This is a genomic window from Streptomyces sp. Root1304 (assembly GCF_001426405.1).
Taxonomy (GTDB): domain Bacteria; phylum Actinomycetota; class Actinomycetes; order Streptomycetales; family Streptomycetaceae; genus Streptomyces.
In genome coordinates, this window is sequence record NZ_LMEP01000001.1 from 497,999 (window position 1) to 510,442 (window position 12,444).

A 12,444-nucleotide genomic window follows, 5' to 3' on the forward strand; every position below is an offset into this window, starting at 1 on the left:
CACGTAAGAAGAAAAAGAGGAAGGCCCCGCTCACATGCTGCTGCGCGCGGGCAGGGCCTTCCTCCGACCGTGCGACCTCAGTGCGAGTGGCCGTGACCGTGGCCGTGGCCCGCGTCGGCCGGCTCCTCTTCCTTCTTCTCCACCACGAGGGTCTCGGTGGTGAGGAGGAGGGAGGCGATCGAGGCGGCGTTCTCCAGGGCGGAGCGCGTCACCTTCACCGGGTCGATGACGCCGGCCTTGACCAGGTCGCCGTACTCGCCGGTCGCGGCGTTGAAGCCCTGGCCCTTGTCGAGCTCCGCCACCTTCGAGGTGATGACGTAGCCCTCGAGGCCGGCGTTCTCGGCGATCCAGCGCAGCGGCTCGACGGCGGCGCGGCGGACGACCGCGACACCCGTGGCCTCGTCGCCGGTCTTGTCGAGGTTGCCCTCGAGGACCTTGACGGCGTGGACGAGCGCGGAGCCACCACCGGAGACGATGCCCTCCTCGACCGCGGCGCGGGTCGCGGAGATGGCGTCCTCCAGACGGTGCTTCTTCTCCTTCAGCTCCACCTCGGTGGCGGCGCCGACCTTGATCACGCACACGCCGCCGGCCAGCTTCGCGAGGCGCTCCTGGAGCTTCTCGCGGTCCCAGTCGGAGTCCGTGGACTCGATCTCGGCCTTGATCTGGTTGACGCGGCCCTGCACCTCGGAGGAGTCGCCGCCACCGTCGACGATCGTCGTGTCGTCCTTGGTGATGGTGACGCGGCGGGCGGTGCCGAGCACGTCCAGACCGGCCTGGTCGAGCTTGAGGCCGACCTCCTCGGCGATGACGGTCGCACCGGTGAGGGTGGCGATGTCGCCGAGCATGGCCTTGCGGCGGTCGCCGAAGCCGGGGGCCTTGACGGCCACGGCGTTGAACGTGCCGCGGATCTTGTTGACGACCAGGGTCGACAGGGCCTCGCCCTCGACGTCCTCGGCGATGATCAGCAGCGGCTTGCCGGCGCCGGCCTGGATGACCTTCTCCAGGATGGGCAGCAGGTCCTGGATCGAGGAGATCTTGCCCTGGTTGATCAGGATGTACGGGTCGTCGAGGACGGCCTCCATACGCTCCTGGTCGGACACCATGTACGGGGACAGGTAGCCCTTGTCGAAGGCCATGCCCTCGGTGAAGTCGAGCTCCAGGCCGAAGGTGTTGGACTCCTCGACGGTGATGACACCGTCCTTGCCGACCTTGTCCATCGCCTCGGCGATGAGCTCGCCGACCTGCTGGTCCTGCGCGGAGAGCGCGGCGACGGCGGCGATGTCGGACTTGTCCTCGATCGGGCGCGCGGTGGCGAGCAGCTCGTCGGAGACGGCCTTGACGGCGGCGTCGATGCCCTTCTTCAGGGCGGCCGGGGAGGCACCCGCGGCGACGTTGCGCAGACCCTCGCGGACCAGGGCCTGGGCGAGCACGGTGGCGGTGGTGGTGCCGTCACCCGCGATGTCGTTGGTCTTGGTCGCCACCTCCTTCACCAGCTGGGCGCCGAGGTTCTCGTACGGGTCCTCGATCTCGACCTCGCGGGCGATCGTGACACCGTCGTTGGTGATGGTGGGGGCGCCGAACTTCTTGTCGATGACGACGTTGCGGCCCTTGGGGCCGATCGTCACCTTCACCGTGTCGGCAAGCTTGTTGACGCCGCGCTCAAGGGCGCGACGGGCGTCCTCGTCGAACTTCAGGATCTTCGCCATGGGAGCGGTTCAGCCCTCTCGGAATCGGGGTGGAACGAACCGCGCCCCGGGGCGCCTGGAAGGGGCCTCGGGGCGCAGCTCTAGAGCATCTGCTTCAGTGCTCGGGTACTTCAGGTACTTCGGTACGTCGGTGAATTACTTCTCGACGATCGCGAGCACGTCGCGAGCCGAGAGGACGAGGTACTCCTCGCCGTTGTACTTCACCTCGGTGCCGCCGTACTTGCTGTACAGCACGATGTCGCCGGTCTTGACGTCGAGCGGCAGACGCTCGCCGTTCTCGAAGCGACCCGGGCCCACGGCCAGGACGACGCCCTCCTGGGGCTTCTCCTTCGCCGTGTCCGGGATGACCAGGCCAGAGGCGGTGGTCTGCTCGGCGTCGAGCGGCTGGACCACAATGCGGTCCTCGAGCGGCTTGATGGCAACCTTGGAGCTGGTGGTCGTCACGATCCGACCTCCCCCTTCGGAGATCTCGGGGTTAACTGTCTGAGGTGGCGACCAGGTGGATCCGTCGTCGCGGGTGCCGGACCTGCCCGTCGCTGTGTTGGCACTCTCCAGTGGGGAGTGCCAGAGCCGAGACTATGACCGCGATTAGCACTCGGTCAAGCGGAGTGCCAATTCCTCACTCCGTGGCGGTCCGCACCGCCCCCGAGTCCCGGCCGGCGCCCGTCCGTTCCACCCCGTCCCGGCCCGCCCGTTCCGCTCGTTCCCGGGCGGTGCCGGCCCGTTCCACCCCGTCGTGCCCGGTGCCGACCTGTTCCGCCGCCTTCCGGCCGAGCCGCTCGATCGAGTCCACGGCCGAGGCACAGCCGGTGAGACCGGCCAGGGCGCCGGCGAGCAGCAGGACGGCGAGGGGCCGGCGCGCCCGCGCGCGGTTCACCCGTGGCCCCGGGCGGCCGGGTCGCGCTCGGCTCACACGTAGTCCTCGAGCTTGGCGACCGCGTACCCCTTGGCCGTGATCACGTTCATCACCCTGCGGATCATGTCCGGCATCGTGCCCTTCCAGTCCTCCTTGCCCCGGAAGTGGGTGAGCACGATGTCGCCGGGGTGCAGGTCCCGGTCCCACTCGCGCCACTCCATGTGGTCGGGGAAGGCCTCGGAGGCCCACAGCGGGACGGCCTTGACGCCGCAGGACTTCGCGGCGCGCAGGGTGTCCTCGTTGTAGTTGCCGTACGGGGGACGGAAGAGCGGCGGCCGCTTGCCGAAGCGCTTCTCGATGACGTCCTGCATGCCGCAGATCTCGCGCTTCTGCTCGCCGTACGACAGTCCGGGCAGGTAGCGGTGGTTGAGGGTGTGGTTGTTCAGGGCGATCCCGCCCGGCTGCGACTTCTGCATGCGGGCGAAGTAGGCGTAGTCGTCCTTGACGACGTAGTCGCTGAGGAAGGCGCTGTACGGGATCCTGAGCTCGTTCATCATCCGCAGCAGCGCGGGGTCCTTCTCCGCGCCGTCGTCGATCGTCAGGAACACGACCTTCTGCTTGGTCGGCACGGTGGTGAAGACCGGCGGCAGGCCTTCGCCGTCCGTCTCGAAGCCCTTGCGGGTGGTGATCCTCGGCTTGACGGCGGGCGGGGCGGGCGCTTCGAGCGGGGGCCGGGCCAGGCCCCACTTCTTGGCGGCGAGGACGCGGGCGGCGCGCTGCTGGCGGACCTTCTCGACGTACGCGGTGAGCGCGCCGGCGGCACCCTGCCCCTGGGCCTGCTGCCCGGCGGCGGGTGCGGGCGCGCCGCCGGCCGGCTCGGTGCCCGCGGAGCAGGCCGTGGCGGCGGAGGCGAGGGCGGCGAAGGCGAGCGCCGCCCCGAGCGCCCGAGAGGAACGGTGCACACCTTTTGCCATCATCTGGTCCTTTTGTCGTACGAGCGGTATGGCGCCGCATCCTGTCAGCGCGGAAGCCCTTCCGGGCCACGACACCGCCGTACCGCCGCCACCGTCCCCCGGCCGGCCCACACCGCCGCAGGGCCCACAATGGGACGGGTGACCGACCTCGCCTCCTTCGCCTCCCTGCTCGGCCCCGAGGGCCAGACCCTGCTGGCCGCGCTGCGCGACCACGACCCCGCCCAGGAGCTGGCGGTCGTCTCCCGGCTGCGCCGCGACCACCCCGCCGAGCTGGTCACGGCGGCCGTCGGCCAGGCCCGGCTGCGGCAGCGGGCGGTGGCGAAGTTCGGCACGGAGGACGCGTACCGGATGTACTTCACGCCCAACGGCGTCGAGCAGTCGACCCGCGCCTCCGTCGGCGCCTACCGGGCGGCCCGCCTCAAGGCGCTCGGCGTCCGGAGCGTCGCGGACCTCTGCTCCGGCATCGGCGGCGACGCCCTCGCCCTCGCCCGCGCCGGGATCTCCGTCCTCGCCGTCGACCGCGACCCGCTGACCGCCGAGGCGGCCCGCGCCAACGCCGAGGCTCTCGGCCTCGCGGAGCTGATCGAGGTGCGCTGCGCGGACGTCACCGAGATCGACACCACCCCGTACGACGCGGTCTTCGTCGACCCGGCGCGGCGCGGCGGCCGGGGCCGGATCTTCGACCCGGAGGCCTACTCGCCGCCGCTCTCCTGGGCGGTCGAAGCGGCCCGCAAGGCCCCGCACGCGGCCCTGAAGGTGGCCCCCGGCATCCCCCACGAGGCGGTCCCCGAGGACGCCGAGGCCGAGTGGATCTCGGACGGCGGGGACGTCAAGGAGGCCGTGCTCTGGTTCGGTACGCGGCCGGGCGCGCGCCGCGCCACCCTGCTCCCCTCGGGGGCGGGACTCGTCGGCCGTGGCCTCCCCGACCCGGCGGTCCGCCCGGTCGGGCGCTACCTCTACGAGCCGGACGGCGCGGTCATCCGCGCGCATCTGGTCGCGGAGGTCGCGGAGGAGCTGGACGGCGGTCTGATCGACGCCACGATCGCGTACGTCACGGCCGACGCCCTCGTCCCCACCCCGTACGCCGCCGCCTACGAGATCACCGACGAACTCCCCTTCAACCTCAAGAAGCTGAAGGCGCTGCTGCGGGAGCGGGAGGTCGGCACGCTGACGGTGAAGAAGCGCGGCTCGGCGGTGGAACCCGAGGAGATCCGCCGCAAGGTGAAGCCGAAGGGCCCCCACGCGGCGACGGTGCTCCTCACCCGGGTGGCGGGCGCGCCGACGATGCTGATCGGGCGGCCGGCGAAGGCCTAGGGGCCTGTCGTCACAGGCCCCTGGGCCGGGTCCGGGGAGGTCCCCTACGGAGTCCCCTGGGAGGTCCTCCCGGCGAAGCGCCCTCCGCCGGTCAGGCGGACCGCGAAGCGGTAGTGGCCGAAGGCCTTCGCCAGGCCGGTCAGGCCGGTGATCCAGAGGATCAGGGCGACGCCCATGCCGTAGACGACGAGGCCGTACCCGTCGTCGCGGCTCACGCCCGCCGGGACCGCGAAGCCCAGCCAGAGGCCGGTTCCGCACAGCGCGAAGGACAGCAGGAACCAGGCGGCGCTGAGGACGGGGGCGCGCAGCCGGGCGTCCGTCGGGGCGTGCCGGTCGAGGGCCGCCCACTGGGCGAGTCGCTCCCGGACGGTCCGGTCGCGCCGCAGGCTGCGGATCGTCAGCCACACGGCCGGGGCGAAGACCCCGAGGCCGAAGAACGCCGAGATGATCCCGAACATCACCATGAACGGGTCGGGCAGGGGCGCTCCGGCCGCGATGACCAGGAGGCCGATCATCGACCAGCCCAGTTCGAGCAGGAGGAACCAGAGCAGGAACAGCGCGAGCCGCCCGCCGCCGAGCAGCCGCCGGCCGAGCTCGTCCAGTGCCAGCGCCCGGTCGGCGAGCCGCGCGTCGCGGTCGGGCCAGCTCCGGAGTGCGGCGGGCGGGGGCGGCGGAGGGAGCGGAGTACGCGGGGACATGCCAAGAACCCTAGGGCCTGCCCTACAGACCCTGGTCGTCACGTCCTCGTCAAGAGCCTCCGGGCTCCCCCGCCTTCGCCCGCAGCAGCGCCCGCTCGCTCTCGTTGCGGGTGAGGGCCGCCGCCCGTTCGAACTCCGCGCGGGCCTCCTCCGTACGCCCCAGCCGGGCCAGCAGGTCGCCGCGCACGCTCGGCAGCAAGTGGTAGCGCGCCAGGGCCGGTTCGGCGGCGAGGGCGTCGACCAGGGGCAGCGCCGCCGCCGGGCCCTCCGCCATCGACACGGCGACCGCGCGGTTCAACTCGACGACCGGGGACGGCGCGAGGACGCCGAGCCGGCCGTAGAGCGCGGCGATCGTCGCCCAGTCGGTCTCCTCGTACGAGGCGGCCCGCGCGTGGCAGGCGGCGATGGCGGCCTGGAGGGCGTACGGACCGTACGAGCGCCCGTCCCCGGCCCGCGCCAGGGCGGCGTACCCGCGCCGGATGAGCAGCCCGTTCCAGCGGCGCCGGTCCTGCGCGGCGAGCAGCACCGGCCGCCCGTCGGGCCCGGTCCTGGCCGCCGTCCGGGAGGCCTGGAGCTCCAGCAGGGCGGCCAGGCCCTGCGCCTCGCCCTCCTGCGGCACGAGCGCGGCGAGGACCCGGGCCAGCCGCAGCGCGTCCTCGCAGAGGCCGGGCCGCAGCAGGTCGTCGCCGGCGGTCGCCGCGTACCCCTCGTTGAAGATCAGGTAGACGACTTCGAGGACGGACCCGAGGCGGGCCGCCCGGTCCTCCCCGTACGGCACCTCGAACTCCACGCCGGCCTTCGCGAGGGTCCGCTTCGCGCGGGTGATCCGCGCCGCGACGGTCGCCTCCGGGGCGAGGAAGGCGCGGGCGATCTCGTCCGTGCGGAGCCCGCCGACGAGCCGGAGGGTCAGCGCCGCCCGCGCCTCGGCGGAGAGCACCGGGTGGCAGGTGGTGAAGACGAGCCGCAGCACGTCGTCGTCGATGTCGTCGGGTCCCGGCGGCTCCGGGTCGTACGACTCCTCCGTGAGGGTCCTGCCGACCTCGGCGAGCTTCCGCGCGTACGTCTCGCGGCGCCGTACGAGGTCGACGGCGCGGTGCTTGGCGGTGGCCGTCAGCCACGCGCCGGGCCGCTCGGGGACCCCGGTCCGCGGCCACTGCTCCAGGGCGGCGACCAGGGCGTCCTGCGCGATCTCCTCGGCGATGCCGAGGTCGCGGACGATGCGCGCCGCGGTGGCGACGATCCGCGGGGACTCCATGCGGAAGACCGTGTCGAGGGTGCTCTCCACCGCGTTCTCCACCGCGTCGGTGCCGTGTGCCGTCACACCTCACATGACAGCACACGGCGCCGACAACGGACGGGCGCCGGGAGCGGCGGCGGGCGGCGTCTCAGGCCCCCGGCATCTCCTCGACCTCGCGGACCTCCAGGCCCACCGTCCAGTGCGGCGGGTGCACCGCGAGGAAGCGCTTGGACCACTCCATCGCCTCGGCCATGTCCTTGCACTGCATCATCGCGTAGCCGCCGACGACCTCCTTGGTCTCGGTGAACGGCCCGTCCGTGTACGACAGCTTCCCGTCCGACCAGGTGATCCGGGTCGCCTCGGCGGTCGGCTTGAGGCCCGCCGTGTCCAGCATGACGCCGGCCTTGGTGATCTCCTCGAAGAGCGCGCCCATGCGCTCCTCGAAGCCGGGGTCGGCGTCCGCCATGTCGATGGTGTTCTCCTCGATGCGGACCAGGGTCAGGTAGCGGGGCATGGTGACTCCTCGCGGGTGCGGTGGCGGGGCCGTTCCCCGCCTCTCACTCATACGTCGAACGGGCCCCTCCCGCATCGACACCGCGCCCGGGGGATTTCTCAGACGTAGTCCTCCAGGCGGGCCACGGTGAAGCCCTGCTCCTGGATGCGGCGCAGCATCGTCGCCGTCATCTCGGTCATCGTCCGGCCCTTGAGCTCGGACGGGCCGCGGAAGTGGGCCAGGATGATGTCGCCGGGGCGCAGCTTCCGGTCGCCGCGCTGGTACTGCATGTTCTTGATCTGCATGGACTCGCGCCAGAGCACGATCGCGTCCACGCCGCACTCCCCGGCCGCCGCGCGCGTGGCCTCGTTCCAGTTGCCGTAGGGCGGGCGGAAGAGGCGCGGGGTCGTGCCGTACCGCTGTGTCAGCCTGTCCCGCTGGCCGCAGATCTCCCGGCGCTGGGCGTCCTGGGAGAGCGTGGGCAGGTCGGGGTGGGTGAGGGTGTGGTTGGCGAGGCCGTGGCCCTGGGCGACGAGCGGGGCGAAGTACGGGTAGTCGGCGCGGATGGCCGCGTCGGTGAGGAACATCGTGACCGGGACCTTGAGGTCCTTCATCATCGTCACGAACGCGGGGTCCTTCTCCGCCCCGTCGTCGATCGTGATGAAGACGATCTTCTCGGTGGTGGGGATCTCGCTGATCACGGGCACGGGACCGCCGGGCTTGCGGACCACCGGCTTGACGGCGGGCGGGGCGGGCGGCGGCGGGAAGGGCTTGAGCCCCCACTTCCGGTACGCGGCGGCAGCGGCGGCCCTGGCCGCACCGGGCGCCCCGGCGGCCTCACGCGCTCCGGCGCCCCCGTCGGCTCCGGCTTCCCCGGCTTCCCCGGCTTCCCCGCTTCCGGTGGAGGGACCGACCTTCTCCGCGGGAGCGGCGGGACCGGCGGGGCCCTCGGCCGCGCAGCCAGTCACCAGCAGGGCGGCGGCGGTGAGGGCCGCCCAGAGCGCGATCGTCTTCTTCACGCATGGTGGGATGCCCGGCCCGTCCGAAAGGTTGCTCGATACTCGACTATTCGACCGATTCGAAGCGCCAGCGGTGGACCGGCCGGGTGATCAGCTCCGCGTCCGGCTCGGGCAGCTCCGGCAGTTCCGCGTCGAGGGCCGCCGCCTCCCACCAGGTGAGGACGAGGACCCGGTCCCCCGGCGCCCGGAACAGCTCCCGGCGCAGCGGCTCGCGCGCGAGGACCTGGGCCCTGGCCCACTCCAGGAGCTCGGCGCCGCGCCCCTGCGCGGCCCGCGCCTCCCACATGAGGGTCACGGTCGTCACGGGTACAGGTTCTCCTTGCTGACCTCGTGCACGTGATCGTGGTCGTGGGAGTGGCCGTGCGCGTGCGCGCCCGGCACGTGCGGGTCCGTCACCGGCAGCGACGAGTCCGCGGACAGCTCCAGGTCGGAGGCCGGCCGGTTGCGGGCGACCATCTCGGAGCCGAGGGCCGCGACCATCGCGCCGTTGTCGGTGCACAGACCGGGCCGGGGGACGCGCAGCCGGATGCCGGCCCGCTCGCAGCGCTCCTGGGCGAGGGCCCGGAGCCGCGAGTTGGCGGCGACGCCGCCGCCGATCATCAGATGGTCGACGCCCTCGTCCTTGCAGGCCCGGACGGCCTTGCGGGTGAGCACGTCCACGACGGCCTCCTGGAAGGACGCGGCCACGTCCCGCACCGGCACGTCCTCGCCGGCCGCCCGCTTCGCCTCGATCCAGCGGGCGACGGCGGTCTTGAGGCCGGAGAAGGAGAAGTCGTACGCGGGGTCCCGGGAGCCGCTCAGGCCGCGCGGGAACGCGATGGCGGCCGGGTCGCCCTCCTTGGCGAGCCGGTCGATGACGGGCCCGCCGGGGAAGCCGAGGTCGAGCACACGGGCGATCTTGTCGAAGGCCTCGCCGGCGGCGTCGTCGATGGTGGCGCCCATCGGGCGGACGTCGGAGGTGATGTCGGCGGAGAGCAGCAGCGAGGAGTGGCCGCCGGAGACCAGGAGGGCCATCGTCGGCTCGGGCAGCTTGCCGTGCTCCAGCTGGTCGACGCAGATGTGCGAGGCCAGGTGGTTGACGCCGTAGAGGGGCTTGCCGAGGGCGTACGCGTACGCCTTGGCCGCCGAGACGCCGACGAGCAGCGCGCCCGCCAGGCCGGGACCGGCCGTGACCGCGATGCCGTCGAGGTCCTTCGGGGAGACGCCGGCCGTCTTCAGGGCGCGCTCGATCGTCGGGACCATCGCCTCCAGATGGGCGCGGGAGGCGATCTCGGGCACGACGCCGCCGAAGCGGGCGTGGGTGTCGACGCTGGACGCGATGGCGTCCGCGAGGAGCGTGGTCCCGTGGACGATGCCGACGCCGGTCTCGTCGCAGGAGGTCTCGATGCCGAGTACGAGCGGTTCGTCAGCAGCCATCAGTCGGTCCAGCCAGGTGTCGTACGGCCATCAGATCTCAGTCCCGGTTCCTTGAACGGTCAGTCGCATCACGAGCGCGTCCACGTTTCCGGGCTGGTAGTAGCCGCGCCGGAAACCGATGGGCTCGAAGCCGAAGCGCTCGTAGAGCTTCTGGGCCCTGGTGTTGTCCACGCGCACTTCGAGGAGGACCTCCTCGCATTCGAAGGCGGTGGCGTGCTGGAGCAGGTCGGTGAGGAGGCGGGCGCCGAGGCCCGTGCCCCACTGGTCGCGGGCGACGGCGATGGTCTGCACGTCGCCGAGTCCACCGGCGGCGGCGAGCCCGGCGTACCCGACGAGCCGTCCCTCGCCGTCCTCCGCCACGAGGTAGCGGCGGGTGGCCCGGGGTCCGCGCGCGTGCGCCAGCTCCGACCAGAACATCCCCGCCGACCAGGCGTCCTCGGGGAACAGCTCGTCCTCGAGGGCGAGCACCGGTGCGATGTCCCACCAGCGCATCTCGCGCAGTTCCACGGCACCGGTCACTTGGGGGTGACCACCTTGTAGTTCTTGGGCACCTGCGCGTCGGGCCGGCGCAGGTACATCGGCAGTGGCTCCAGGAAGCCGTCGTCGCCGTCCGCCGAGGGGCCGGCCGCCAGCTTCTCCACCGCGAGCGCGGCGAGCCCGGCCGCCGACTGGTGCTCGGGGTCGCGGGCGTCGGGGAAGGCCTCGGGGTAGAGGCGGGCGCCCGCGCCGACGACCGGGAGGCCCGCGAGCCGCTCGGCGATCTCGGCGGGCCGGTCGACGGCCGCGTCGGTCACGCGCGTACGGGAGTCCTCGTACCGCGCCCAGTAGACCTCCTTGCGGCGCGCGTCCGTGGCGACGGCGAAGGGCCCGTCGATCCCGGAGGCGTACGCGAGGCCGTCGAGGGTGCACAGGCCGTGGACGGGCACGCCGAGCGCGGAGGAGAAGGCGGCGGCCGTGACGAGACCGACCCGGAGTCCGGTGTACGGCCCCGGTCCGACGCCGACGACGATCCCGGTGACCGCGTCGAGCTTCAGCCCGGCCTCGGCGAGGACCCGGTCGACGGCGGGCAGCAGCAGCTCCCCGTGACGGCGGGCGTCGACCTCGGCCGACGAGGCGACGACGGCCTCGCCGTCGTGGAGGGCGACGGTGACGGCGGGGGTGGCGGTATCCATGGCGAGCAACAGCACGCGAACAGCCTACGGCTCCCGGGCACGGTGCCCGGCCCCGCGCTCCCCCGGCTGCTACCGTCACCCTTCGAAACGTTCGTACGAGAGGTGGGCACGGTGGCACGGAGCAGCTCGGGATTCGTGGCCGGGCTCACGGCGGCGGCCGTCGCCGCGGTCTGCTTCCTGGCCTACCAGGCCTCGGCGAACGCTCCCGCGCACCTGTCGGCCGACCCCCGGACGCCGAACAGCTCCGCGCCCTCGGTCTCGCCGAGCGGCGGGCCGAAGAAGCCGGCCGGGAACCCCCTCGCCGTCCCGGCGGAATCGGGCACCGGCGAGCGGGTCGTGTACGCGCTCGCCGACCGCCGGGTGTGGCTGGTCGACGCGAAGAACAAGGCGACCCGGACGTTCACCGTGATGCCGAGCACCGTGCACCCGGTGCCGGGGGCGTACCGCGTGACCTCCCGCTCGGGTTCGGTCCGCGGCTCGGACGGGGTGCAGATCGAGCACGTCGTACGGTTCGCGACGACGCAGGACGTGGCGATCGGCTTCAGCGCGGCGGTCGACGGCTCGACGCCGGCCCCGGACGCGTCGAAGAAGACCGGCGGCATCCGCATGAAGCGGGCCGACGGGGACGCGCTGTGGACGTTCGCGGTGATCGGCGCGAAGGTCGTCGTCGTCGCGTAGTCCGCCGGCGCTCCGGCCGTCGCCGCGCAGTCCGTCGGCGCGCCGGTCCTGTCGTACGGGCGCGGGTCGCCGCTAGGCGGCCTCGCCGCGCACCACCGGACGCACCACCGGCTCCGCCGGCGACTCGGCCGGCGGTTCCTCGTCGCATCGCTCCGGCGTTCTCCGCGGCGGGGTCGAGAGCGTCCGCGCCGCCGCGCAGGACGCCAGCAGATCGGTCATCGAGACGTGGTCCCGGGCGGGTTCCGCGCGCTCCGGCGTCGCCATGCATGCCTCCCGTAGGTTAGGTACACCTAACCAGCTCGTGCATCCATGTCACCACGGCACGCACGACGCACGCAACACCTTCCCGACACGTTGTCGGAATCTACGGCCCGGCCGCTCAGAGCGCGGCGAGGTCCACCTCGGCCCAGCGCTCCCCGATCCCGCGCAGCACGACCGTGCGCCGGTCGTCGTCGGTGTCGCCGGTCACCCGGTGGATCAGGAGGTGCAGCCGGTCGTCCGTCAGCTCCTCGACCTTGCCGTCGCCCCACTCGACGACGACCACCGACTCGGGCAGCGAGACGTCCAGGTCGAGGTCCTCCATCTCGTCGAGACCGCCGCCGAGGCGGTACGCGTCCACGTGCACCAGGGCCGGGCCGCCGACCAGCGACGGATGGACACGGGCGATGACGAAGGTCGGCGAGGTGACGGCCCCGCGCACCCCGAGGCCCTCGCCGAGCCCCCGGGTGAGGGTGGTCTTCCCGGCACCCAGCTCGCCGGTGAGCATGACGAGGTCGCCGGGACGGAGGATCTTCGCGAGGCGGCGGCCGAGCTCCTGCATCTGCTGCGGGGAGTCGACGGAGAGGGTGGCGCCGGAGACGGGCGGGTGCGCTGCTTCCATA

16 protein-coding genes are annotated in these 12,444 nt (G+C 72.8%); 2 read left to right on the forward strand and 14 right to left on the reverse strand.

The genetic code is table 11. The annotated features are described in order from the left end of the window. Positions 1-77: 77 nt before the first annotated feature. The 4 genes from groL to ASD33_RS02180 all read right to left on the reverse strand — a co-directional run bounded on the left by groL (position 78) and on the right by ASD33_RS02180 (position 3,536). A complete protein-coding gene (gene groL, locus ASD33_RS02165; RefSeq protein WP_056552305.1) occupies positions 78-1,706 on the reverse strand; it encodes a chaperonin GroEL in 1,629 nt (542 codons plus the stop codon). 135 nt (positions 1,707-1,841) lie between these two features. Continuing rightward, positions 1,842-2,150 (reverse strand): co-chaperone GroES, encoded by a 309-nt coding sequence (gene groES / locus ASD33_RS02170; RefSeq protein ID WP_017239619.1) that lies wholly within the window; start codon positions 2,148-2,150, stop codon positions 1,842-1,844. 175 nt (positions 2,151-2,325) lie between these two features. Continuing rightward, positions 2,326-2,619, reverse strand: coding sequence for a hypothetical protein (locus ASD33_RS02175; protein WP_157869978.1), 294 nt, complete (start codon positions 2,617-2,619; stop codon positions 2,326-2,328). Next, positions 2,616-3,536 carry a polysaccharide deacetylase family protein gene (locus ASD33_RS02180; protein ID WP_056552312.1) on the reverse strand — a complete coding sequence of 307 codons (921 nt, stop codon included), beginning with the start codon at positions 3,534-3,536 and terminating at the stop codon, positions 2,616-2,618. The genes ASD33_RS02175 and ASD33_RS02180 overlap by 4 nt, the downstream gene beginning before the upstream one ends. Positions 3,537-3,665: 129 nt before the next feature. Between ASD33_RS02180 and ASD33_RS02185 the strand changes: the two genes are divergently transcribed. Beyond that, positions 3,666-4,850 carry a class I SAM-dependent methyltransferase gene (locus ASD33_RS02185; RefSeq protein WP_056552321.1) on the forward strand — a complete coding sequence of 395 codons (1,185 nt, stop codon included), beginning with the start codon at positions 3,666-3,668 and terminating at the stop codon, positions 4,848-4,850. A 44-nt stretch (positions 4,851-4,894) separates the two neighbouring features. On the opposite strand, the gene ASD33_RS02190 is transcribed toward ASD33_RS02185, so the two are convergent. The 8 genes from ASD33_RS02190 to tsaB form a co-directional block, all read right to left on the reverse strand. Next, positions 4,895-5,548 carry a hypothetical protein gene (locus tag ASD33_RS02190; RefSeq protein ID WP_056552324.1) on the reverse strand — a complete coding sequence of 218 codons (654 nt, stop codon included), beginning with the start codon at positions 5,546-5,548 and terminating at the stop codon, positions 4,895-4,897. Between the two features lie 49 nt (positions 5,549-5,597). Continuing rightward, positions 5,598-6,803, reverse strand: a complete 1,206-nt coding sequence (locus ASD33_RS02195) for a DUF6596 domain-containing protein (protein WP_056553771.1) — start codon at positions 6,801-6,803, stop codon at positions 5,598-5,600. A 130-nt stretch (positions 6,804-6,933) separates the two neighbouring features. Then, positions 6,934-7,299 carry a YciI family protein gene (locus ASD33_RS02200; RefSeq protein WP_056552326.1) on the reverse strand — a complete coding sequence of 122 codons (366 nt, stop codon included), beginning with the start codon at positions 7,297-7,299 and terminating at the stop codon, positions 6,934-6,936. 98 nt (positions 7,300-7,397) lie between these two features. Further along, entirely contained in the window at positions 7,398-8,297 is a 900-nt protein-coding gene (locus ASD33_RS02205; RefSeq protein WP_056552328.1) for a polysaccharide deacetylase family protein, read from the reverse strand. Between the two features lie 46 nt (positions 8,298-8,343). Beyond that, positions 8,344-8,601, reverse strand: a complete 258-nt coding sequence (locus ASD33_RS02210; protein WP_056552330.1) for a hypothetical protein — start codon at positions 8,599-8,601, stop codon at positions 8,344-8,346. After that, on the reverse strand, positions 8,598-9,713 hold the full coding sequence (gene tsaD / locus ASD33_RS02215; protein WP_056552332.1) for a tRNA (adenosine(37)-N6)-threonylcarbamoyltransferase complex transferase subunit TsaD: 1,116 nt from the start codon (positions 9,711-9,713) through the stop codon (positions 8,598-8,600). The genes ASD33_RS02210 and tsaD overlap by 4 nt, the downstream gene beginning before the upstream one ends. A gap of 30 nt (positions 9,714-9,743) precedes the next feature. Then, positions 9,744-10,205 (reverse strand): ribosomal protein S18-alanine N-acetyltransferase, encoded by a 462-nt coding sequence (rimI, locus tag ASD33_RS02220; protein WP_056553774.1) that lies wholly within the window; start codon positions 10,203-10,205, stop codon positions 9,744-9,746. A 23-nt stretch (positions 10,206-10,228) separates the two neighbouring features. Then, positions 10,229-10,900 (reverse strand): tRNA (adenosine(37)-N6)-threonylcarbamoyltransferase complex dimerization subunit type 1 TsaB, encoded by a 672-nt coding sequence (gene tsaB, locus ASD33_RS02225; protein ID WP_079044499.1) that lies wholly within the window; start codon positions 10,898-10,900, stop codon positions 10,229-10,231. Positions 10,901-10,996: 96 nt separating this feature from the next. Here tsaB and ASD33_RS02230 point away from each other — a divergent pair, with 96 nt between their 5' ends. After that, positions 10,997-11,563 (forward strand): hypothetical protein, encoded by a 567-nt coding sequence (locus ASD33_RS02230; protein WP_079044551.1) that lies wholly within the window; start codon positions 10,997-10,999, stop codon positions 11,561-11,563. Positions 11,564-11,635: 72 nt separating this feature from the next. Here ASD33_RS02230 and ASD33_RS02235 read toward each other — a convergent pair whose 3' ends face one another. Next, positions 11,636-11,827: a hypothetical protein gene (locus tag ASD33_RS02235; protein ID WP_056552338.1), complete on the reverse strand. Its 192-nt coding sequence runs from the start codon at positions 11,825-11,827 to the stop codon at positions 11,636-11,638. Positions 11,828-11,942: 115 nt separating this feature from the next. Continuing rightward, complete coding sequence (gene tsaE / locus ASD33_RS02240) at positions 11,943-12,443, reverse strand: tRNA (adenosine(37)-N6)-threonylcarbamoyltransferase complex ATPase subunit type 1 TsaE (RefSeq protein WP_056552340.1); 501 nt, start codon at positions 12,441-12,443, stop codon at positions 11,943-11,945. Between the last annotated feature and the right edge of the window lies 1 nt (position 12,444).